At 66.6% G+C, this 23,411-nt stretch carries 18 protein-coding genes; 7 read left to right on the top strand and 11 right to left on the bottom strand.

The window, feature by feature from the left end; translation table 11 throughout:
• Window positions 1–100 precede the first annotated feature (100 nt).
• The 3 genes from EG850_RS06535 to EG850_RS06545 form a co-directional block, all read right to left on the bottom strand.
• Window positions 101–919, bottom strand: a complete 819-nt coding sequence (locus EG850_RS06535) for an energy-coupling factor transporter transmembrane component T (RefSeq protein ID WP_235829235.1) — start codon at window positions 917–919, stop codon at window positions 101–103.
• A gap of 62 nt (window positions 920–981) precedes the next feature.
• Window positions 982–2,832 carry an ABC transporter ATP-binding protein gene (locus EG850_RS06540; RefSeq protein WP_124971734.1) on the bottom strand — a complete coding sequence of 617 codons (1,851 nt, stop codon included), beginning with the start codon at window positions 2,830–2,832 and terminating at the stop codon, window positions 982–984.
• Window positions 2,829–3,404, bottom strand: coding sequence for an ECF transporter S component (locus EG850_RS06545; RefSeq protein ID WP_124971736.1), 576 nt, complete (start codon window positions 3,402–3,404; stop codon window positions 2,829–2,831). The genes EG850_RS06540 and EG850_RS06545 overlap by 4 nt, the downstream gene beginning before the upstream one ends.
• A 185-nt stretch (window positions 3,405–3,589) precedes the next feature.
• On the opposite strand from EG850_RS06545, the gene EG850_RS06550 reads away from it, so the two are divergent.
• From EG850_RS06550 to EG850_RS06575, 6 genes are all read left to right on the top strand, one after another.
• Complete coding sequence (locus EG850_RS06550) at window positions 3,590–3,970, top strand: response regulator (RefSeq protein ID WP_185714970.1); 381 nt, start codon at window positions 3,590–3,592, stop codon at window positions 3,968–3,970.
• Between the two features lie 169 nt (window positions 3,971–4,139).
• The gene (locus EG850_RS06555) at window positions 4,140–5,027 is read left to right on the top strand and encodes an ABC transporter ATP-binding protein (protein ID WP_124971740.1); all 888 of its coding nucleotides are present in this window, start codon (window positions 4,140–4,142) and stop codon (window positions 5,025–5,027) included.
• On the top strand, window positions 5,027–6,211 hold the full coding sequence (locus EG850_RS06560) for an ABC transporter permease (protein WP_124971742.1): 1,185 nt from the start codon (window positions 5,027–5,029) through the stop codon (window positions 6,209–6,211). The genes EG850_RS06555 and EG850_RS06560 overlap by 1 nt, the downstream gene beginning before the upstream one ends.
• Window positions 6,212–6,439: 228 nt before the next feature.
• Entirely contained in the window at window positions 6,440–8,656 is a 2,217-nt protein-coding gene (locus EG850_RS06565) for an acyl-CoA dehydrogenase family protein (protein ID WP_124971744.1), read from the top strand.
• Between the two features lie 32 nt (window positions 8,657–8,688).
• A complete protein-coding gene (gene ypfJ, locus EG850_RS06570) occupies window positions 8,689–9,579 on the top strand; it encodes a KPN_02809 family neutral zinc metallopeptidase (RefSeq protein WP_124971746.1) in 891 nt (296 codons plus the stop codon).
• Between the two features lie 15 nt (window positions 9,580–9,594).
• Window positions 9,595–9,966 carry a hypothetical protein gene (locus EG850_RS06575; protein ID WP_124971748.1) on the top strand — a complete coding sequence of 124 codons (372 nt, stop codon included), beginning with the start codon at window positions 9,595–9,597 and terminating at the stop codon, window positions 9,964–9,966.
• 224 nt (window positions 9,967–10,190) lie between these two features.
• On the opposite strand, the gene recQ is transcribed toward EG850_RS06575, so the two are convergent.
• On the bottom strand, window positions 10,191–11,999 hold the full coding sequence (recQ, locus tag EG850_RS06580) for a DNA helicase RecQ (protein WP_124971750.1): 1,809 nt from the start codon (window positions 11,997–11,999) through the stop codon (window positions 10,191–10,193).
• A 74-nt stretch (window positions 12,000–12,073) separates the two neighbouring features.
• A complete protein-coding gene (locus EG850_RS06585) occupies window positions 12,074–12,403 on the bottom strand; it encodes a rhodanese-like domain-containing protein (protein WP_124971752.1) in 330 nt (109 codons plus the stop codon).
• Between the two features lie 253 nt (window positions 12,404–12,656).
• Here EG850_RS06585 and EG850_RS13260 point away from each other — a divergent pair, with 253 nt between their 5' ends.
• Window positions 12,657–14,966, top strand: a complete 2,310-nt coding sequence (locus EG850_RS13260) for a DUF7937 domain-containing protein (RefSeq protein ID WP_185714971.1) — start codon at window positions 12,657–12,659, stop codon at window positions 14,964–14,966.
• A gap of 296 nt (window positions 14,967–15,262) precedes the next feature.
• Here EG850_RS13260 and EG850_RS06595 read toward each other — a convergent pair whose 3' ends face one another.
• From EG850_RS06595 to EG850_RS06620, 6 genes are all read right to left on the bottom strand, one after another.
• Window positions 15,263–16,672 carry an MFS transporter gene (locus tag EG850_RS06595; RefSeq protein WP_124971754.1) on the bottom strand — a complete coding sequence of 470 codons (1,410 nt, stop codon included), beginning with the start codon at window positions 16,670–16,672 and terminating at the stop codon, window positions 15,263–15,265.
• Window positions 16,669–18,036: a M20/M25/M40 family metallo-hydrolase gene (locus tag EG850_RS06600; protein WP_124971756.1), complete on the bottom strand. Its 1,368-nt coding sequence runs from the start codon at window positions 18,034–18,036 to the stop codon at window positions 16,669–16,671. Before EG850_RS06600 ends, EG850_RS06595 begins: the two co-directional genes overlap by 4 nt.
• A 114-nt stretch (window positions 18,037–18,150) precedes the next feature.
• Window positions 18,151–19,194, bottom strand: a complete 1,044-nt coding sequence (locus tag EG850_RS06605; RefSeq protein ID WP_124971758.1) for a serine hydrolase domain-containing protein — start codon at window positions 19,192–19,194, stop codon at window positions 18,151–18,153.
• An 18-nt stretch (window positions 19,195–19,212) separates the two neighbouring features.
• A complete protein-coding gene (locus EG850_RS06610) occupies window positions 19,213–20,451 on the bottom strand; it encodes an NAD(P)/FAD-dependent oxidoreductase (RefSeq protein WP_124971760.1) in 1,239 nt (412 codons plus the stop codon).
• Between the two features lie 136 nt (window positions 20,452–20,587).
• On the bottom strand, window positions 20,588–21,172 hold the full coding sequence (locus tag EG850_RS06615) for a GNAT family N-acetyltransferase (RefSeq protein WP_124971762.1): 585 nt from the start codon (window positions 21,170–21,172) through the stop codon (window positions 20,588–20,590).
• A gap of 146 nt (window positions 21,173–21,318) precedes the next feature.
• Window positions 21,319–23,310, bottom strand: a complete 1,992-nt coding sequence (locus EG850_RS06620) for a thioredoxin domain-containing protein (RefSeq protein WP_124971764.1) — start codon at window positions 23,308–23,310, stop codon at window positions 21,319–21,321.
• Window positions 23,311–23,411 lie beyond the last annotated feature (101 nt).

Raw genomic sequence — 23,411 nt, forward strand, 5'->3', positions numbered from 1 at the left:
GGGCGGGTCTCGATACACCTGCGTTGCGCTTCGTCCGCTCGACCAACTACGAATTGTGGTTGGTCGAGTAGGAGCGAAGCGACAGATCGAGACCCGCTGCCTAGACCAGCCCCACCACGAAGATCGCCGCAACAGCAACGAGAAAACCAATGAGGAACGCCGCATCCACGCCTCGGAACGGCACCTGGTGTCGCTCGGTGCGCACGGGGCGATACCCAAACCCGCGCGCATCCATCGATAGCGCCACTCGATCAGCGTGCCGCATTGCCGCAGCGATGAGCGGCACGAGCGAGGCGAGCTGGCGCCGCACCCAACCAACCGGTCCACGCCCGAACGAAATGCCGCGGGCCCGATGCGCCTGGCGAATAATCGCGAGCTCGCGCTTGAATCGCGGCACAAATCGGAACGCCGCGAGCCCCGCATAACCAAAGCGATAGGGCACGTGCAACTGCTGTACGAGCGCACGCACGAAATCACTTCCCGCGGTCGTCGCACCACCAAGTAGCGAGAGGGCCACGATCGCGGTGAGTCGCATCGACGTCGCCGCGCTGAGATCAAGCGCACCGCGACGAAACACCCAATCGCCAATCTGGAGGATCGTCGGGGTGCCAACGGTGAGCTTCGGGTCGATCCAGATACCGAGCGTGACGATGAGTACCGCCGCAAGCACCGGCGCGCCCACCACGATGAGCGCGCGCTGCAGCCAGGTCAATCGGGCACCGACGAGCACGAGCGCGAAGGCGAGTGCCGCGATGGCTCCCGGGATGAACGGCGTGTCGACGAAGAACACCGCGACGAGCGCCACCGTTGACGCACCGAACTTTGCGAGTGGGTGCAGACGGTGGAGGAACGGCAAGCCGAGTGCTCGGGCCTGGGCCATGGTTGGTCGGTCGACGCCGGCGGCCGTCGTTTCTGTCACGCGGGTACTCCGCGAAGGTGGAGTTTCCTCGGCACGCTCCTGAGGTGACAAATAATCAGCGGTCACGAGGTCACCCCCGGCAGATCGCGCATCCGAATCACCTCGCGCAGCCCCGGTACATCCCGGAACGCTTGGGCAAGCGGTGGTCGGTCAAGCCCCACGGCCTCGAGCACACCGCTCGCGATCACCTCGGCAGTCGGGCCGGATGCGGCAATGCGTGCCTCATCGACGACAACGAGCTGATCGGCGACATCGGCCGCAAGTTGCAGGTCGTGCGTCGCCATGATGATGGTCGTGCCAGTCGCGTGCAGCTCGGCGAGCACCGCGACGAGCTCAGCCGCGCGGGCGCGATCCTGTCCGAATGTCGGCTCGTCGAGTACGAGACAGGGCGCGCCCGACACGAGTGCGGTCGCGACCGAGAGCCGCCGCTTCTGGCCGCCCGACAGCAAGAAGGGATGCAGTTCGGCAACTTCGTCGAGCCCGAATCGCTCCAGCGAGGCCGCGACCCGCGCATCAATGGCGGCGACATCAAAGCCCTGCGTGCGCAATTCGAGCGAGAGCTCATCGCGCACGGTCGACGCCAGAAATTGGTGCTCAGGATTCTGGAACACGTAGCCGATGCGATCGCGCAATTCGCGTGCCCGCAGGCGGGCAAGGTCGCGGTCGTCGACGCGGACCGTGCCGCGCGGCGGCGTTTCGATGCCCGCAAGCGATTGCAGCAGCGTTGTTTTGCCAGCACCGTTCGGGCCCACGACCGCGACGAAGGCGCCCCGATTAATCGTGAGGCTGACGCGATCAAGCAGGATGCGGCCAGCGCGCACGACCTTAAGCTCGCGCACCACGAGGTGCGGCTCAAGGCTGAGGGATGCCGGCGCCTGCAGATCGGAAGCCAGCTCCTGCGCGGGTGCCTTGGTCGTTATCGGCTCAGGCGCGGTTGCCTCGGACGCAGTTGGCTCAGACGTCGCCGGCTCAGACGTCGCCGGTTCGACTACAGCCGCCGCACGCGCCGAACCCTCCGTCGCACGCGGCGCCAGCGGTTCCGGCGAACCGGCGGCTACGCCGAGCCCAAGCACTCCCGCGCGCAATTCCGCAATCGTGAGCGGCGTGCCAACCGCAAGCCCCGCATCCCGCAAGTGCCCTCCGGCAAGCGCGGCCACCGGCTGCCAGACACCGAGTTCACTGAGCAGCGGCGCCGCATCCAAGAACACTTCGCGCGGCGTGCCCGACAGCACCGGCCGCCCGGACTGATCGAGCACGAGCACCCGCGTCGCGACGCGCAGCGCCTCATCCAAATTGTGTTCGACAAGCACGACACCGATCTCGCCCGCGGCCACGAGCGCGCCGAGCACGTCGTACACCTCGCGTGCCCCGCGCGGATCCAGATTCGCCGTCGGCTCATCGAGCACGACCAGTGGTGAGCCCTGCGCGATTGCGGCCGCAATCGCGAGCCGCTGTCGCCCGCCGCCCGAGAGCACATCCGGCGAATCGGCATGCCGGTTCCAAAGCCCGACGGACCGCAGCGCGCGCTCGACCCGCGCCTCGACCTCGGCCGCTGGCACGCAGAGGTTCTCGGCGCCAAAGACCACCTCGTCAAACACGGTCGAGGTGACGATCTGTGCATCCGGGTCTTGAAACACCATTGCGACGCGTGCCGAAGCCTCGGCCATGGACAGCGAGCTGAGATCGTCACCGGCCAGTTCAATGGTGCCGTCGACGGTCGCCCAGACGTCCTTCGGAATGAGGCCGTTGAGCGCGAGCGCGAGCGTTGACTTGCCGCAACCCGAGGGGCCGAGGATGAGCAGCGCCTCGCCGCGCTCGACTGTGAACGACACCCAGGCAGGCGTCGGTCGCACGGCGTCGCGGTGGGTGATGCTCACCTGGTCGACACGGATGAGCGGCGCAGCGTCGCTCACGAGGCCGAGTCGGGCCGACCCCGCCGGTCCTCATCGAGTCGCAAACCGCGCGCGACGCCGGCCCGATCAAGCGCACCGGCAAGCCAAAGCGCGATAGCCGTGAAGATCGGCGGCGACACGAAGAACGACGCAATGACGAGAATTGCACCGAATGACGTGAGGTCTTGCCCGCGCAGAATGCCGAAGCCGGCGCCCGAGACGAGTAGTCCCTGCACGAGACCCGCCACCCAGAACAGCCATGGCTTCCAATAGCGATAGCGGCCAATGAGGAAGGGGACCTCCTGCATGACGCCGATGCCGAGGCCGATGAGGAATGCCGTGAACCCGATGGGCTGGAACGGACTTGAGACCAGACCCGCGAGTGCCGAGGTGAGCAGGCCCACGCCGCCGCGACGAAACAGCGCCTGCGCGAGCGTGCCCGGCAAGAAGTAGATGCCCATCGTGAGGCCATAGAGGAAGGGCACAGTGTTCACCGCGAGGCCGCCGATGAGGGCGTGCGCGGTGAAGAGCACACCTCCTGCGACACCGATCGCGGCGCAGGACATGAGCAGGCGGGTGCTGATGTTGTTCACTGTTGACTCCTGCCGATCAGTCTACCGAGGGATGCAACTGGGCAACCGGCGGGTGTGGCTCTACTCCGCCAAATATGAACTTCCGGTGACCAATTGCGTTAGGCCCTCGTAACCCGCGACCGATAGCTTCACGCAGTCTGCATCGACGGAGCTCCGTGCGTCGGCAGGCCTGCAAGGAGGAAGCAGTGGGAGATATTTGCGTCGTCATCGTTGACGGGCAGCATCTCGTGAGGGCTGGGTTCTCGCTGATCCTGCAGGCGCAGCCCGATATTCGGGTGTTGGGCGAGGGTGGTGCCGCCGAGACGGCCATTTCGTTCGTCAAGCTGCTGCAACCGGATGTGCTCCTGCTCGCGAAATCGCTCGAAGGTGCCGATGTCTTCGAGACCGTCGCGTGCATCCGCGAGCTCGAGGTGAAGCAACCGCGCATCCTATTGCTCGTGGGCAGTCGCGAAGGTGACCTCACCGAGACGGCGCTCAACGCTGGGGCCGATGGTGTGCTCGGCAAATACGCGACGCCCGAGCAGATCGTGGCGCAGGTGCGTCGCGCTGCGGTGCTACCGCGCTGATCGTCGCCGTCATCTCAGAGATGTAGGCCGCTTCATGCGCTGGGCGTAGCTCGCGCCGCCGGTTCGAGGCTCGTAATTGCGGCTTGCTAGCGTGCGAAAGAGGTCATCGACGGTCGAATTGCGGCTCAATTCTGAGTTCGCCAGTGAACCGTCGAGGAATGGAGTATCGATGCTCGAAGTACGTAATCTGAGCCACCACTATGGCGATCGCCAAGTGCTCGATGACGTGTCGTTCGAGGTTGCCCCGGGACATCTCACCGGCTTCGTCGGTGCCAACGGTGCCGGTAAGACCACGACGATGCGCGCGATTCTTGGCCTTATCCGGCCGAACTCGGGTGAGGTGCTCGTGAACGCTCGGTCGATCAGCAACGCCGACCGAGCGGGTATTGGCTATATGCCGGAGGAGCGCGGGCTCTACCCGAAGATGAAGGTGCACGAGCAGATCGTCTACTTCGCGCAGCTGCACGGGGTCGACAAGACCTCCGCCGCGAAGCGCGCCGACGAATTGCTCGAGCGCGTTGGTCTCGCCGAGCGCCGCGAGAGCAAGGTCGAAGACCTCTCGCTCGGTAACCAGCAGCGCGCCCAGATCTGCGTGGCGCTCGTGCATGACCCGAGCATCCTCATTCTTGACGAGCCGTTCTCGGGTCTCGACCCGATTGCCGTCGAGGCAGTGCTCGCAGTGCTGCAAGAGCGAGCGGATGCGGGAGCGCCCGTGCTCTTTTCATCGCACCAACTCGAGGTGGTTGAGAAGCTCTCGGATGACCTCGTGATCATTTCGAACGGTCGCGTGGTCGCCAAGGGTGCGCGCCAGGCGTTGCAGGAACAGCACTCGCAGGGCCTTTACCGCTTTGGCATTGATGACGCTGGGTGGATCGAGCAGCAACCAGGCGTCACGATCGCCGGTCGAGAGGGCGGCGACGTGATCGTGCACCTGGCTGGCGATAACTCCAAGGCTGCCGCCCAGCAGCTCTTGCGTCAGGCGCTCGAGCGCGGCGCAGTGCACCGATTCCAGCGCGAACTCGTGCCGCTTAAGACGATCTTCAAGGAGGTCCGCTGATGTCGACCGCAACTCCCGCCACCACCGTTCGGCCCACTCGAGAGGTGAGCACGATGAGCGGCACCATGCTCGTCGCGAAGCGTGAAATCATCACGACGCTGCGCACGCCGGCGTTTATTTGGAGCTTCGTGATCACGCTCGTGGTCGTGGCACTGCTCATCCTTGGTCAGCGCTTCATCGGTGATTTCTTCGTCTCGGCGATGGGCGACGGCGCGAACACCGTGGCGACTGCCGAAGACCCCGCCCAGCTTGAAGCCGCCGGGCTTGAAGCGACGACGACGGCTACCGCGGCCGAAGCGCTCGATCTCGTTCGCGACGGCACGGTGCGTGCAGCCTGGGTGAGCGCTGACGATCTCGCCGGCGTCGAACTCTTCATGCCCAATGGCGCGCCCCTAGAGGTGCCGGCCGGGCTTCCCGGCATGCTCGTGTCGCTCGACTCGTACCCCACGAACATCGCGCAGGCACTCACAGTGCAGCCGCTGGCCGGCCAGCTGAGCTACCAGGGTGGTGTCGACCCGTTGCTCGGCTATTTCATGGGCCTCGGCTTTGGCGTGCTCTACTTCTCATCGATCATGATGTATGCCTCGCGCATTGCGCAGTCGGTGGTTGAAGAGAAGGCCTCGCGCATTGTTGAGATCTTGCTCTCGACGCTGCGACCGAGCGCGATTCTCGCCGGCAAGGTGATCGGCGGCACAGTGCTCGCGGTCGGCCAGGTGCTCGCGATCGTGCTCGTGGCGATGGTGTGCTTCGCGATCGCTGGCCAGGGTGACATTGCGTCGCTGCTTGGCCCGTCGTTCCTCTGGTTCGTGGTGCTCTTCTTCCCGGGATTCGTGCTCTTTGCCGCGCTCTACGGCGGACTCGCGGCCACGGTGTCGCGCCCCGAGGATGTGCCGAGCGCGACGAGCATGCTCATGATGCTCGCGATGATTCCGTACATCCTGGTCATCACGTTCTCGTCGAACCCGCAGCTCATGGGCTGGATGAGCTACATCCCGTTCTCGGCGCCGGTCGCCATGCCAGTGCGCATCTATCAGGGCTGGGCGCAGTGGTGGGAGCCGCTGGTCGCGCTCGCGATCCTGCTCGTCACTGTCGCCGCGGCCATCTGGCTCGGTGCGCGCATCTACGAGAACTCGGTGCTGCGGACGCAGGGCAAGGTGAAGCTCACCGACGCGTTGAAGGGATAGCCGCGCGACTGCATCCTGGTTAGTGACGGGGATGCGTGGCGGGCGCGCCGGGCGCACGGCGCGGGGTAAACGGGCATCCGGCCACTGGCGGGATCACACGAACGCCGCCGCGTGTTTTTGTCACTTGCCACTAGTTCCTGACCGATCGGGCGGAGCCAGCTTTGTTGGCTCCGCCCGATCCGCGTTCGCGCTCCAGCCTTCACGCGTAGCGTGCCCTCGAATAACGCAATGTCGCGTCGTCGAGGAGGAAACGTGACCGACACCATCGCCGCCCCGCAGCCCATCGACCCCAGCCTCGAGCCCCACGAGGTCGCCGCAGCTGATGCCGCTGAGACCGCACTCACCGAAGCCGCCGTCGACGCCGCTAACGATGGTCTCGACGACCCCGATCTCGACGTTGCGCCGGCACGCACCGGCGGTATCGACCAGGATGCAGTGCGTCGCGCCATCTTCGGCACCTGGCCGGAAGAGCGTGCTCGCTCGCGCGCGATCGCCGCGGACCCGCAATTCTGGCGGGATGACTCACTCGCGATGCCCGAACACCGCGATCGCGTGCTCGGACAACTCTTCGCGCTTGCTGAAAAGGGCACCCCAGGCCTTGCCTATCCGAAGAAGTACGGCGGCGGGCACACCGCCGGTGGCAATATCGCCGCCTTCGAAGAACTCTTCCTCGCCGACCCGAGCCTGCAGATCAAGTCGGGTGTGCAGTGGGGACTATTCGGTGGCGCGATCTTCCACCTCGGCACTGAAAAGCACCATGACAAGTGGCTGCCGAAGCTCATGTCGATGGAACTTCCCGGCATTTACGCCATGACCGAAACCGGCCACGGCTCCGATGTCGCCTCGGTCGGCACCACCGCGACCTACGACATCGACACCGAAGAGTTCGTTATCCACACCCCCTTCCGCGGGGCCTGGAAGGACTACCTCGGTAACGCCGCCAAGCACGGCAAGGCCGCAGTGCTCTTCGCCCAGCTCATCACCAAGGGCGTCAACCACGGCGTGCACGCCTTCTTCGTGCCGATCCGCGACGACGAAGGCAACTTCCTCCCCGGCATCGGCGGCGAAGATGACGGCGTCAAGGGCGGTCTCAATGGCATCGACAATGGCCGTCTGCACTTCACCAATGTGCGCATCCCGCGCGAAAACCTGCTCAATCGCTACGGCGACGTCGCCGCCGACGGCACCTATTCATCCGATATTGATTCGCCCGGCCGTCGCTTTTTCGTCATGCTCGGCACGCTCGTGCAGGGCCGCGTCTCGCTCGACGGGGCGGCTGCAGTAGCGATGCAGGCGGGCCTCCAGATCGCGATCACTTACGCGAACCAGCGTCGCCAATTCGACAACGCCGGCACGGGTCGCGAGACGGTGTTGCTCGATTACCAGCGCCACCAGCGCCGACTGTTGCCGCGCCTCGCGCAGGCCTACGCCGCCACCTTCGCGCACGACGAGTTCCTGCGGAAGTTCCACGAGGTGTTCCAAGGCATCGACGACACCCCCGATAACCGCGCCGACCTCGAAACTCTCGCCGCCGCGCTCAAGCCCGCCTCGACCTGGCAGGCGATGGCGACGCTGCAGGAATGCCGCGAGGCCTGCGGCGGCGCCGGCTTCCTCGCCGAAAACCGCATCGCGCTCCTCCACCATGACCTCGATATTTACACGACCTTCGAGGGCGACAACAACGTGCTGTTGCAGCTCGTCGGCAAGCGCCTGCTTGAGGACTACGCGAAGAAAATTAAGGGCGACCCGGCCCGCACCATCGCCACGCAGGTTGCCGATCGTGCCTTCCGCGGCATCGGACTCTCACGACTCGGCGGCCATGTCGGCGACCTCGGCTTCCACGGCCGCTCGGTCGGGTGGTTGCGCCAGGCCGAAACGCAACGCAACCTCCTCGCCGCCCGCGTCGAAGAGCCGATTGCCGAGATTGCTGCGGCCCTCAACCGCGTCGCTAAGGCGAGCCCTGCAGAGCAACAAGCCGCGTTCAATGCCCAGCAGAACAAGCTCATCGAGACCGCGCACGCCTACGCCGAACTCATCCAGTGGGAAGCGTTCACCCGCAAGCTCGAAGAGTTCGACGTCGACTCCGACACGCACCGCGTGCTCACCTGGCTGCGCGACCTACTCGGCCTCACTGCGATCGAGCGTGATCTTGGCTGGTACCTCATGTCGGGTCGCCTTACCGCCCAGCGCGCGCGCATGGTCTCGTCCTACGCGAACCGCCTGCTCGCGCGCCTGCGTCCGCACGCCCAAGATCTCGTGGATGCGTTTGGGTACACGGATGCGCACCTGCGCGCGAAGATCGCCACCGGCGCCGAACTTGAGCGGCAGGAAGAGGCGGCTGCCTACTTTGCCGAGTTGCGTGCATCCGGCAACGCCCCGGTTGACGAGCGGACGCTCTATCGCGACCGCCGCCGGGCCGAGCGCGCCGCCAAGACGAATCGGTAGTTCTTGACGGTGCATGACGGTACATTTAGCGCATGACCTTCAACGACAACTCGAGCTTTGACTCGAGCAACGTGCAACGCCGCCGTAGTGGTGGCGGTCGCGGCGGTGCGATTGCCGGTGGTGGTGGCATTCTCGTGCTCATCATCGGGTTCTTGTCGATGCAGTTCCTCGGCTTCGACATCACCCAGATGTTTACGCCGGGCCAAGACTCATCACAGGTGCAGCAAGCCGAAGACCTGCAGTGCACCGGTGCTGAGGCGAATGCCAACATTGACTGCCGCATGGAGGGTGCCGCTGTGACCCTCGAGCAGTACTGGGCCGAAAACGCGCCGCGCGTGGGTATCTCGAACTATGTCGACCCCACCATTGTGATCTACGACGACTCGACTTCGAGCGCCTGCGGTACCGCCTCCAACGCGGTTGGTCCGTTCTATTGCCCGTCTGACCAGGGCATCTACATTGACACCGCGTTCTACACGATCCTCGAGCAGCGCTACGGCGCCTCGGGCGGTCCGCTCGCTGAAATGTATGTGCTCGCGCACGAGTGGGGTCACCACATCCAGAACCTTGGCGGTGTGCTCTCGCAGGTGAGTAGCAACGACACCGGCCCGACCAGCGGCATGGTGCGCCTCGAGTTGCAGGCCGACTGCCTCGCCGGTGCGTGGATGGGCAGCGCCGCGAACTACACGGATGCGAACGGCAACCAGATTCTGAAGGAACCGACTCGCGAAGAAATCCAGACGACGATCTCATCGGCGCAGGCGATCGGTGACGACAACATCATGGAACAGGCTGGCATGCGCGTGCAGCCCGAGAAGTTCTCGCACGGCACGAGTGAGCAGCGCACGAACTGGCTCATCAAGGGCTACCAGCAGGGCGTTGGAGCGTGTAACACCTTCGATGTGCCGGGGCGCGACCTGTAGGTAGGGCGATTCGACTTGTTTCTTCTGATCTATGTCATTGGCATTGCCATCGGCGGTGTCATGGCGCTCGGCGGCATTGCACTCGCGATCATTGGCATCGTGCTGCTTGTGCGTGCGCCTCATGCGGGTGACCCGGTCGCGCCGCAGTATTCGGGTGCGGTTCCGGCTCAAACTGACGGCCTCGAAGTGCCGAGCGATTTCGAGGATGCGCCGCAGTGGATCGGCACGGGCATCGTCGGTGACGAGGCCGCTGCGCCGGTCGATAACTCGGTGCTCGTGAAGGATGCGCGGCGCCGCGGCACTGCGTTCTTGGTCGGTGGTCTGTTGTTGCTTGCCGTTGGCACCGGTGTGGTCATGATGCCGATGGGGTATCTGTTCTTCGCGTAGGCGCTGTGCGGCGCTAATACGCGCGCTCCCGACTAATACGCCCGCTGCAGCGCGCGTATTAGTCGGAAGCGTGCGTATTAGTGGATGTGGTTGTCGCTGCGGCGTCGCCCTTCGAGAGCCTCAGGGCGCGGTTGCCTCAGGGCGCGGTTGCCACTGGGCGCGGGTTGCCTCAGGGTGCGGTTGCCTCGGGGTGTGGGTTGCCTCAGGGCGCGGGAGTCACGGGCTTAGCCGACGCCTGCGAGCACCTCAAGCACCTCGTCGCCGTAGTGTTCGAGCTTTGAGCGGCCGACACCCGAAATTCCGGCGAGCTCGCCCAATGTTGAGGGCCGCTCGACGGCAAGTTCGCGCAGCGTGGAGTCGTTGAACACGACATAGGCGGGCACGCCCTGCGCCTTCGCCATCTCGCGCCGCCATTCACGCAGCTGCTCGAAGCGGGCCAGCTGATCTGGCTGCAACTCATCCACAGCCGCCGCAGTCGCAGCTCGACGTGTCGACCGCACGGCACGACGCTCGAGATCCTTCCGCAGCGTCACCGGCGCCCGCCCCGCAAGCACCTCGGCACCAAGCGCGGTCACCGCGAGCACCCCGTATTCCCCCACCGACTCCATGAAGCGCTGCGCGAGGAGCTGCCGCGCAACCGACCGCCAGCCGGCCTCATCCAATTCATTGCCGATGCCGAAGGTCGTCAGCTCATCGTGCCGACCCTGCACGACCCGATCGGTGCGCTTGCCGAGCAACACATCGATCACCGCACCCGCGCCGTAGCTGCGGCCGCGCTCGCGGTCGAGGCGCACGATCGTCGACAGCAGTTTCTGCGCTGGCACCGTGCCGTCCCACGTTTCGGGCGGCTGGATGCAATTGTCACAATTGCCGCAGGGCGCCGACTCCTCGCCGAAGTAGGCGAGCAGCATCTGGCGTCGGCAGCCGGCGGTCTCGCAGAGCGCGAGCATGGCGTCGAGGTGGAGCCGCTGCTGGCGCTTGTGGAACTCATCCCCTTCGCCCTGGTCGATCATGCGGCTGAGTTGCACGACATCCTGCAGGCCATAGGCAAGCCAAGCGGTCGAGGGTTCGCCATCACGACCCGCGCGGCCGGTCTCTTGGTAGTAGCCCTCAACTGACTTCGGCAGGTCGAGGTGCGCGACAAAGCGCACATCTGGCTTATCGATGCCCATGCCGAACGCGATCGTCGCGCACATCACGATGCTGTCTTCGCGTAGGAAGCGCGATTGGTTCGCGGCGCGCACTTCGGCAGGCAATCCCGCGTGATAGGGGAGCGCTTCGATACCGCGATCGCGCAAATACTCAGCGGTCTGCTCCACCGACTTGCGCGAGAGACAGTAGACGATGCCCGCGTCGCCAGCATGCTCTTGCTTGATGAACTTGAGCAGTGCATCCCGAGCTCGATCTTTGGGCACAATGCGGTACTGGATGTTCGGACGATCGAAGCTTGAGACGAAACGGGCCGCATCATGCAGACCCAGCCGCTCGACGATCTCGCTGCGTGTTTGCAGGGTGGCCGTCGCGGTGAGTGCGATGCGCGGCACCTCGGGCCAGAGTTCGCCAAGCACGCCGAGTTGCAAATAGTCAGGGCGGAAGTCGTGGCCCCATTGCGAGACACAGTGCGCCTCGTCAATCGCGAACAGGGCAATCTTGCCGCGTTGTAGCAACGGCACCGTCGCTTGGAGGCGCTCGGGCGCAAGGTAGAGGAGATCGAGCTCGCCCGCGAGATAGGCCTGTTCGACCTCGCGGCGACGCTCCGGGTCGAGCGTCGAATTGAGATAGGCGGCACGCACACCGAGCTGATCAAGCGCATCCACCTGATCGTGCATGAGCGCAATGAGCGGCGAAATCACCACGCCAGTGCCGGGGCGAGCGAGCGCCGGCACCTGATAGCAGAGCGACTTGCCGCCGCCGGTGGGCATGAGCACGACCGCATCGCCACCGCCGATCACCTGATCGACGATGGCGTGCTGGTCGCCGCGGAAGTTCGGATAGCCCCAGACGCGCTGCAGCAGATCGAGGGCGTGAGTCATGCGCACCAGCCTAGGCCGCGGCTTCGGGTGGGAGCGTGCGGCTGTGGATTGTGCGCGTACGGCGCTGGCAGCTGTTAGCTAATTTCACCTTCGGATGCGTGGGCCACCGACCCGTAAACGAGTGCGCCACCCTCGTCTTCCCAGGCAGTAATGCCGCCGGTGACGTTGGTGGCCTGGCGGCCGAGACGGTCGAGGAACTCGCACGCCTTGGCCGAGCGACCACCTGCGAGGCACATGATGTAGGCGCCGTCTGGCACCTCATCCACGCGCTCGGCGAACTCACTGAGCGGGATGTTCTTGGCGTAGGGCACGCGGAACTCAGCGTGCTCGTCGGCCTCGCGCACGTCAATGAGATGCACGTTCTCGCCGAGCGCGGCGAGCTCCTTCGGAGTGATCTGATTCATGTGCTCACCGTAGGCCGCGAGTCCGCCAATGGGCTGAGATCCGGGGCGGAACAGCGAAAGGATGCGCGACTGGCGGATGACATTCGCGTGAAGGTACCGGCCGCGCGGCTTCGACGCGATAGGCTCACGCCGAATGCGAAAGGACCGTCTGGGCTCGCATCACACGGAGCTGGGCGGTTGGTTCGCTGAATACCGACGCAACTGTTCACCGACACCCCTGTGGAGTTTGCTCTGCGGGCGAAGGAGTCACACCGTGTCCAATCAGTATCCGAACCAGCAGCCTGGTGGCGCAGGTCAGCCGCCCTTCGGTGGTCAGCCGCAGTACGGTCAGCAGCCGCAATATGGCGGGCAACCCGGTCAGTTTGCCGGTCAGCCTGGTGGCTTTGACCAGCAGGGCCAGCAGGCTCAGTACGGTCAGCAGGGCCAGTTTGGCCAGCAGGGCCAGCAGGGCCAGTTCGGCCAGCCCGCTCCGCAGCAACCCGCGCAGCCGCGTCCGCCGCGAGTGACCGCGCAGGGCACGCCGCTCGACTGGGTACGCGACCTCGGCGGCCCGGCGCTCCTGCTCATCTCGCTCGTCATGATTTGGCACGGCACGGTCGACGGGCCGCGGCTCACCGCGGTCACCGTGGCGGCGGTGATCACTGCGATCGTGGCTGCACTCGGTGGTGTGTTCCAGCTATTTACTCGCTTTGGCCTCGTGCCGGTGTCGCCACAGCTTGCGCACTACATCCGGCTGGGCTCGCAGGCGCCGTTCATTCTCACGGTCGTGGTCTACACGATCTTCGACTTCGTCACCTCGTTCCGCACCGCGACCGAATCCTCGATGGATGCGATCTCGCTCGGCCTTGGCCTCGGTGGCGGCGCCGCCATCGGTCTGCTCGGTGCCGCGCTGACCGCGCAGCCGCGCGACTATGAGCTGAAGGCACTTGGTGGTCTGCAGTCGCCGCAGGGCCGAATCATGCAATTGGTCTGCAAGATCATGGGCTACGTCATCGCCGGTCTCGCCGGCCTCTCGCTCCTGCTCATGGTGGTCGTGCAGATCATGACCATGGTCGAGCTCAAATCATTCGGCGCTATCTTGCTCGTGATTGCCGCCCTGCTCTTCGGCGCGGCGTTCCTCGGGCTGCCGCTCGTGCTCCTCATCCTCGGTTCAGAGCCGGGACGACTGCTCGCGCTCGGTGTCGGCGTCTCGGCAGCACTTGCGTGGCTCGTCGACGGCATCTTTGGACTGGGCCTCTCGGTCAACGGCGTCGACACCATCCGGCTCGTCGGTCTCGCGCTGGCGTTCACGCCGGTGCTCGCCGCCATGGCAATTAGCCCGGTGAACCTGGCGAACCGCCGCCCCATCGACCCGACGCACCGCTGGTTCAACGCCGTGGGACTGGGCCTACTCATCGTGGCAGCCGCAGCGTTCGCGATGGTGCTCGCCGCAATTCGTTCGTTCATCTCGCTTGGCAACAACATGCCCTCAGCGGCTGACGATAGCGGTCGCCTCGTGCCGACGATTCTCACGCTGATCTTTGCGTTCCTGGTGGTGGGTGCCGCGGTGTTCGGTTACCTCATGCTCAAGAGCCGTCGCGACTCAACCAAGCAATTGGTGCTGCTCGCCGTGCTCGGCGGCACCGTGCTGCTGGGGCTGCTCGTGTCGATCTTCGCGCTCGTGCAGCAGAGCGCGGGCGGCTTCAAGACCGTCATCATGCTGCCAGCGGTCTACGCACTTGCCGCGCTCTTCTTCTTCCCGATCGCGCTCACGCTCGGCGTCGTGCTGCCGAAGGAAGTCAAGGAGTTCTACCGCCGCACAGGTCTCGGGATGCAGCTGGCTGCGGCTGGCGGCCAGCAGGGCTTTGGCGGTCAGCAGCAGGGTGCCGGTCAGCCGGGCTTTGGCCAGCAGGGCGGTTACCCGCAGCAGGGCCAGCCGCAGGGCTTCGGTCAGCAGCCGGGACAGCCGGGCGGCTACCAGCAGGCTCCGCAGCAGCCGACGAGCGGCTATGACTTTGGCGGCTCGCCGCAGGGTCAGAGTGGCTACGGCGCGCAGCCGACGAGTGGTTACGACTTCGGTGGCCAGCAGGCGCCGCAGGCGACCGGTGGTTACGACTTCGGCGGACAGCAGTCGGCGCAGGGCGGCGGTTATGACGCTGGTGCGCAGCAGGCCCAGCCCGGCACCCAGCCGACCGGAGCCTACGGCTTCGGTGAGCAGGCAACGCCGACCGGTTACGAGTCTGGCGTGCAGCACCAGGGTCAGCCTGCATCCGACACAGTCGGTGCCCAGGGTTTCGGCGAGCAGCAGCTCGCCGCGGGCAGCAGCTACGGTGCATCGCAGGACCAGCCGGCACAGGAGGCTCCGGCAGCCCAGCCCGCCGAGGTTGACCTGCCCGGCATGGCCCGCCGCGCACTCGACCCGTCGACCCCGTCGGCCGAGCTCGACGGTATGGCGGCTCACCGCGAACTGTGGCCTTACCTTGCTTCGGCACCTGCCGCATCCCCGCAGCTGCTCGACTGGCTCGCCACGACCGGCGACCCGACGGTGATGCAATACCTGCAGGCGCGCGGACACAGCGCGTAGGTGTAACTGGAGTGGCCCCCGCATAATGCGGGGGCCACTTGCTTTCCTACCGGCTCGTGTGGCCGTGCCAAGTGGAACTCGTTCCGTGACGAGTGGAACCCTGAGCGCGCCTAAATTCAGTCGCGTGCTGCACTGACCAGGGATTTTTCACGTCCATTTCAATCGCCGGGGTTCCACTAGGGACGGCGAGAGTTCCACTAGGTACGTCCACGTGCTTCGAGGGCCTCAGCACTCGGATGTGGGTGGGCTCAGCACTCGGATGGGGGAGAGCCTCAGCACTCGGATGCGGGCGGGGCTCAGCGCGCCTCGAACGCGCCGGTTCCGCGCGGCACCACAAAAAGCAGACAGGCCGCAGCCACGAATGCGGAGACCGCGCACACCACCCACACCGTCACATAGCCCGCAAACGACCCAGCAGTCGCCGCGGCGCCCTGCATGAGCGCGAGGCCAAAGACACAGGATGCAATTGCTCCACCAACTGTTTTCACTGAGTTCGTGAGGCCGGTGGCGACGCCGGTTTGCGCATCCGGAGCCGCGGCCGCGGCCGTCGCCGGCAGTGCCGCGACCAGCGCGCCCGAACCGAGCCCGGCGATCACCATGTTGGTGATCACCTGCCCATAGCTGTCGTGGAAGGGGAGGAACATGAGGTAGCCGAGGCCGACGAGTGCCACCGCGCCCGCGAGCGTGAGCCGCGGCGAAGTGGCGCGCGCGGCGAGCGGATAGAGGAGCGCACCGATCGCGAGCGTCAGCACATAGGCACCGATAATGAGCGAGGTCGCGAAGCCGGTGGTGCCGAGTCCGTACCCCACTGCATCCGGGTCGGTGCGCGCGAAGGTCGACAGGGGCGCCTGCGCGCCGAGCACGCTCATGCCGAACAGTCCCGCCGTGAGGAACACCGGCCAGAGCGCCGGATTGCGGAACATGCGCACATCGATGAGCGGGTCGGCGTGGCGGAGTTCCCAGCGCGCAAACGGCCAGATGAGTGCGATGCCGGCGGCGACGCAGAGCCAGGCGAGCGGCATGGCCGGGTCAAGGCGCAGGAGCGACAGCCCGCCCGTGAGCGCGAGGAGCGCGAGCGAAATGAGGGTGAGACCGACGAGATCGAATGGGATGCGTTCGCGCTCGGCGGGCAGGTCGCGTACGAACAAGCCGATTACGATGGCGCAGATCGTGACGGCGATGGCGGGAATGAGAAGCACGGTCTGCAGCGGTAGGGCGTCGATGAGTGCGCCGCCACCGAGCGCACCGACAATGGCGCCGATCTCGAGGGCGGCGACTAGCACACCCGCGGCTTTCGCGGTCGTCGCGGCGGGCCGCTCGCCGCCGCGCGAGCGCGCCCACACGAGCGCGATTTCAAGCGGTAGCCAGACCACATAGGCGCCCTGAAGCGCCCAGGCCACGAGGAACCAGCCCCAGGTCGGCGCGACGACGAGACCGAACGACGCAAGTGCGGTGACAATGGCGCTGATGAGCAGCATCCGGCGGTGGCCGACACGATCGCCGAGCTTTGCGAAAGCGGGCACAAGCAGCGCCGCAAGCATGAGCTGCGCGCCCTCGAGCCAGTTCACATCGGCATCGTGCACGTTGTAGTGCCGGGCGATGTCGGTGAGGAAGGGCGTGTAGTAGCCCTGCAAAATGCCGCTCGTGAGCTCAACGAAGGCGAGTGCGCCGACGATGCCCCAGATCGATTTCGTGCTCAGCGTCATGACTCGGCTCCTGGAATCGAGATGAGTAGGGCTCGCCAATACTCGACGCCGCGGGCGAGCGTCGCCACCGGTACGCGCTCATCGACGGCGTGGATGGTGCTGCGCAGATCGCCCGGCATCTCGAGCGGCGCGAAACGGTAGACCGCCGGCGCGAACCGGTGCCAGTGGCGGGAGTCAGTTGCGGCCATCATCACGTAAGGAGCGGCAAGTAGGCCCGGCCAGGCTGCCTCCACGGCCGCGCTGATTGTGCGCCACTGGGGCGAGTCAATGGCAGATTCATCGGTGGGCGCTTCACCCGCGATGAGTTCGAGCGCGACTTCTCGATCGCGAATGCGGCGGCGCAGGCCGCGCATCACCTCGCTCACGGTCTCGCCTGGCGCTATGCGCAGATTGAGCGTGGCGGTCGCCTCGGGTGCGAGCACGTTTGTCGCGGTACCGCCCTCGATCATCGTCGGTGCAACGGTCGTGCGCACGAGAGCGGCCGGTTCGCCGCCGAGTTTCGCGAATGCCCGCGCAGTGAGCGGTGCGGATGCGCCAAGCGCACCGAGGATTGCGGCGCCGCGTCCGGTGGCTTGGGCGCGAAAGGTGTCGAGAAGGACCATGAGTGTGGTGGTGGCCTTCGCCGGGAAGGGTTTGCGCTCGAGCCGGCGGATCGCGCGGGCGAGGCGGCCAATCGTCGACATCGCCGGCGGTGCGGAGGCGTGGCCGCCCGAGCCACGCACCCTCAGGCGCACGGTCATGATGCCCTTTTCGGCGACTCCGATCATGGCGGCGGGGGTGTCGAGGAAGGGGAGCGGTGCATCCACGACGGCCCCGCCCTCGTCGAGCACGAGCCAGGGCACCTCACCGCGCTCGCGGAAGGATGCGGCAATCGCGCGGCCAGAGACACCCGAGGTCTCCTCGTCGCCGCCGAGCGCGATGACGATATCGCGGGGTGGTGTGTGACCGGTGCTCATGAGCGATTCGACGGCGTCGAGGAGTACGCACAGCGCCCCCTTATCGTCGAGCGCGCCCCGGCCCCAGACAAAGCCGTCGGCGATGGTGCCATCGAAGGGGGCGTGCTGCCACTGCTCGGGGTCATCGGCGGGGACGACGTCGTAGTGCGCCATGCACACGACCGGGGCGAGGGATGCATCGGTGCCGCGCCAGCGAAACACGAGCCCATCGGGGTCGATGATTTCGTGCTCCGTGTGTTCGTGGAGGAGGGGGTAGAGCTCGCGCAGGAGCGCGCGGAAGTCGGCGAAAGGATGTGCCTCGGATGCGTGTTCGCGGCGCTCGCGGTCGGCTGAGACCGTCGGGATGCGGAGCATCCGTGCGAGGCGCTCGGCGGTGTCGTCGGTAGCGGGGTTGGCGTCATTGCCCATACACGTGAGCCTAGGCGCAGTGGTGGGTTGCGGCTCGCCGCAAGTGCGAGCATTGGACCAGTGCAAAATCGAGCACGCGGAGCTGGGAGTGTCAGCACGCACGGCGGCCGCCGCTCAGGCGGCGTCGACGGCGGTGAGCACCGCATCCTCGATCGCCATGAGCCGCAGGCGGTTCACCGGAAACGGCTCAATGAGCCCCGACAAGTACACGAAGGTGAGCTCGCGATCGGGGTCGGTCCAGGCAATCGACACGTTCGAGCCGTTGTGTCCAAACGCCCGCGCCGACGATTTCCGCCCAAATGCCGATGCCCGCAGCGCGCGCTTCCCTGGCTGGCCCAACTGCACGCCCTGCCCCCACCACACCCGCGAGCCGGCATAGCGATCGAAGCGCCCGGCATTCGACGGCGCGGTCATCTCAGTGACGGTGGCACGATCCAAGTCCAACGCATCCCCGCCGAGTCGCAGTGCCTCGAGCAACGAAGTGAGGTCACTGGCTCGCGTCGAAACTCCGCCGGCCGGGATGATCGCCCGCCGTACCGATGCCCGGTTGAGTACCGTCGCGGTCACGATCGAACTCACATCGCGCCCGACAAACGGCACTGCCCGCCAGCGCTCGGTATCGGGCAGGCCCAGGTAGGTGCCACTCGCGCCAATGGGCTCGAGGATGCGCTCGCGTAGGAGTTCGTCGAGTTCAGCACCCGTCGCTCGGCGCGCGACTTCGCCGAGGATGAATCCCCACGCGAGCCACTCGTACGCTGGCTCCTGGTCGGGCGCGTGGATCGGCGTTGCCGCGGCGATGCGCGAGGTGGCGCGCTGCCAATCGGTCATGACGAGCACCTCGTCGACCTCGGTACCGATGCGGGGGAGACCCGAGCGGTGCCGCAGCACATCACGCACGGTGATCGCCTTCTTGCCCGCCGCGGCGAACTCGGGCCAGTAGTTGGCGACCGGCGCATCCACGTCGAGTACGCCGTCGTCGCGCAGTGCCCAGACGAGCGTGGCGATGAAGATCTTCGACACCGAGAACGGCCAGAAGGCGGCCTCCGCACCCACGCCAAGCCGCTCGTCGAGCACTGTGTCGCCCCGGTGGGTGACGAGCAGGTGCGCCCGCCCGCCGCGTCGGAGCGCGAGGCGGCGGGCATGGCTGAGGTCAAGCATCCGTCAACACCGGCCGAGTCACCGAAGTGGATCGAAGGGTGCGAGGGCGGCGGGCACCCGACCAGTGGCGATCTGTTCGGCGAGGAGGCGCCCAGTGGCAGGGCCCAGTGTGAAGCCCCACATGCCGTGGCCACCGGCGACGAACACATGCGGCGAATTCGTGGCGCCGATGAGCGGGAGTCCGCTCGGGGTGACGGGGCGCGAGCCCACCCACTCGTCGCGGCGGTGGTTGAAGTCGGCGCCGCGCAGTAGCGGATTCGCCGCGTTGACGATCGCGCGGATGCGGCGCTGATCGAGCGGCGCATCCGGCGAGCGAAACTCCATCATGCCGGCAACCCGCAGGCGATCGCCGATGGGCGTGCAAGCGACGCGTTCGGCGGGGAAGTAGAGGGGCCCCGGCGGCACCTGCTCGATCGGCACGCTGAAGCTGTAGCCGCGGCCCGCCTGCACGATAGTGCGCACGCCGAATGGCCGGGCGAGCTCGCCGAGGCGGGCGCCGGTGGCGATCACTGCGGCGTCGTAGCGCTTGCCGCCGATGACGACGCCACCTGGTTCGTCAGCGATCGTGGGCACATCGATACCGGTGCGGATTGTGCCGCCGCGCGCGGTCACGGCATCGGCGAGCGCGTGGGTGTAGGCGGCCGGATCGAGGAAGCGTTGGCCGTGCAGTACCAGCGCGGCGGTGATCGCGTTCGAGAGGGCGGGGTCGAGATCGCGGGCTGCCGCGCCGTCGATGGACTCGAATTCGAGGTCTTGGCCGGCGGCGCGGATGAGCGAAAGTTCATCGAGGAGCGGCTCGCGTTCGACGGGGCTGCGGAAGGCGGTGATGAACGGGGTTGCCTCGCGGGTCTGGGCCGTGACGCCGCCCGCGGCGAGGTCATCGAACGCAGGTAGGGCCTCGCCGTTAATGGGGATGAGGGCGGCCATGCCGCGCTGCCAGCGCTCGTTTGTGCAATTGCGAGCGAAGCGCAGGAGGAAGTTGATGAGTTGGGGGCTTGGCGGCAGCGGTACGTAGAGGGGCGCGGCGGGGTTGAAGATGGTGCGGAGCCCATAGCGGAGCACGGCGACTTCGGGGAGAGGGATGGCGATACCCGGCGTGAGCCAGCCAGCGTTCCCCCAGGAGGAACCGGCGGCGACGCCGGTGCGATCGATGACCGTGACCTCGATGTCGCGTTCTTGCAGGAACCAGGCCGTTGACAGGCCCACGACGCCGGCGCCGACGACGGCGACCCGGCGGGGAGAGGTGGATGCGGTCATGTCGCCATTGTGCGCGTCCAGCCTCCCCGCCCCCTGGGTGGTCGAGTGGGGTGTGATCTCGATATGGCCTTCGGCCTACTCGATCAACCAGACATTTGGGCGGTCGAGTAAGCGCAGCGCATCGAGACTGTGGCCGCTAGTGCTCCAACGCATCCCACGACGCGGCCGCGTCGGCATCGTCGGGAGCCCACCGGCCGGTCGGCATGAGCGGATGCGCACCGTCACGGTTCGGGTGCCGTGCGGGCTGCCAGCCGACGAAGCGAAACCCCGCACGACGGGCCACCGCGGCCGACGCGTGATTCCCGGCGACGCACTGCCAATACAGCTCCGTCACTCCGCCAAACCTCGTGTCCAGCGCCCAGCGCGCGACGACCGGTACGGCCTCCGTCATGATGCCGTGTCCGCGAAAACCCTCCGCGAGCCAGCATCCGACGTCCATCGACGGCGCCATCACACCAATCACCCCCGCGAGCCGCTCGGCAGGTGACCCGAGCGATGCATCCGCGAGCCGAATTGCCCAGGTCGCCTCGGCCTCCTCGGCCCAGTTCAGCGGCACCACTTCGGTGATGAAGCCCTCTGCGTGCGCGCGCTCGTAGGGCCACGGCGTGGTCATGAACCGCTCAAAGATCGGTTGCGAGCAGGTTGCCGCAACGCGCTCGGCATCGTCGATCGTGAGTTGGTCGAGCACGAGTCGGTCGGTGCGGAAATCGACGGGATGCATGGGCAGAGCTTAGTTGGGGCCGGGCGGGTCTCGATACGCTTCGCTACTCGACCAACCAAAAACTCTCCATTCGACCGGGCGAGCAAACCTGGTTGGTCGAGTAGACGGAGCGAAGCGGAGTCGTATCGAGGCCCCCGCGCGCCCGCTCACGCGAACGCGGCGGGCAGCTGCGCGGCGTCGGTGACCGGTAGCCGGCAGGTGTGGTTGCGACACACGAACGCGGTCGGCTCGGTGACCCGGATGCGGCCTTCAAGCAGCGGGGTCGCAAGCGTCGACTCGGGGTCGGCAATCACGACCACCGAGCCACTCGGCGCGAGTTGCGCAGCAGCGACCGCGAGCGGCCAAGCGTCGACAGCATCCGGCGCGGTGATCACGATCTCAGCGGGAGCACCGGCGCCACTGGCCGCATCCTCGGCGGCATCGCGCAGCGCCCACCCCGCCCAGCGCGCCGAATGCTCGAGTAGCGGCCAGCGCCCGGCGGCCGCGGGCCCAGTCTCATCGAGGTGATCGCTCACCCGCGCGAGCAAGCGGTGCGCCGCGATGAGGAGGCTCGTGCCCGACGGACTCGGGTCGTCCTCGAGTTCACGCGGACGAACAAAGAGCCCGGGAACATCACCAGCGGCATCGAACCAGCCGCCACCAGGCGCAGCGAAATGCGCGTCAGCCGCCGTGAGCAAGAGCTCAGCCCGTTGCATCCACGCACCCGAGCCCGTCGCTGCGGCCAGCCGAATGAACCCGAGCGCGAGGGCCCCGTAGTCGGATGCGGTGCCCGGCGCCGACCCCGCCACCCCGTCACGCGAGGCACGCACGAGGCGCGAGCTCGATGCATTCCAGTGCACCGACCACACCCCTTCGGCCGCGGCCTGCGCAGTTGCAAGCCAACCACGCTCATCGAGGATGAGCGCCGCCCGCACGAGGGAATCGATGGCGAGACCGTTGAACTCGGCAATCACCGATTCGTCGCGGGCGGGTTGCGGACGCCGTGCCCGAGCCGAGCGCAACGTTGCAAGCACGCGCTCGAGCCTTGCCCGCTCGTCGTCGCTGAGCGCATCGCGGTCAATTGACCAGCGCAGCACCGAGGCGCCGCGCTCAAAGGTGCCAGCCTCGGTCACACCGAGTGCGCTCGCCGCCCACTCAGCGTCGTCGCCGAGCAACTCGCCGAACTCGGCGCGGGTGAACACCGCGTGCGAACCTTCCTCTCCAGCAGCGTCGGCATCGAGGCTCGTGGCGAAGGCGCCGGATGCGGTGCGTAGCTCAGTCTCGAGCCAACCCACAATGCCGCGGGCGGCGTCGGCGAACGCGCGATGCTTGGGGCGCAATCGCGCCGCTACGGCGAAGGCGCCGAGGAGCTGCGCATTGTCGGCGAGCATCTTCTCGAAGTGCGGCACAGTCCAGGTGTCGTCGACGGTGTAGCGGGCGAAGCCGCCGATGAGGAGGTCGTGGATGCCGCCCTGCTCGATCGCGTCGAGGGTGCGTAACGCCATGCGTTGGCCATCGGGGAGTGCGAGGAGTCCGGTGAGCAGTGGGGTGCCAGGGAACTTCGGCGCCCCGCCAAAGCCGCCATTGCGCGCGTCGAACTCGGATGCGGTGCGGCCAATGAGCTCGTCGAGGTCGGGGGAGCGGTCGCCCGCGGGAGCGCCAGTGAGTCGGCGCAACCCCGTGGCGACGCGCTCGCCGCGCGCCTGGAGGGCGTCGCGGTGGTTGTGCCAGCTTTCGGCGACGTTCGTGCAGGCCTCGAGGAACGAGGGCATATTGCCGCGGCGCTCGGGCGGGAAGTAGGTGCCGGCGGCGAAGGGGCGACCGGATGGGGTTGCGAACACGGTCATCGGCCAGCCGGCTTGGCCGGCGAGGGCTTCGGTGGCTTGTAGATAGATGGCGTCGACATCGGGGCGCTCTTCGCGGTCGACTTTGATCGCGACGAAGTGCTCGTTGACATAGGCGGCGATGGCGGGATCTTCAAACGACTCGTGCGCCATGACATGGCACCAGTGACAGGCGGCATAACCAATCGAAATGAACAGCGGCACGTTGCGGCGGGCGGCCTCGGCGAGTGCATCCTCGCCCCAGGGCCACCAATCGATGGGGTTGTCAGCGTGCTGGCGGAGGTAGCTGCTGGGGGCGTCGGCGAGTCGGTTCATGGGCTGAGCCTTGCAGGTGCGGCCGAGTGTGCGCTCAGGTGGCCCGCGAAGCGGAGGCGCGCAGCGACAGATCGAGACCCTTGCCCGCGACGTAGGCTGGG

It is taken from the genome of Gulosibacter macacae, from assembly GCF_003865375.1.
GTDB classification, from domain to species: Bacteria; Actinomycetota; Actinomycetes; order Actinomycetales; family Microbacteriaceae; genus Gulosibacter; species Gulosibacter macacae.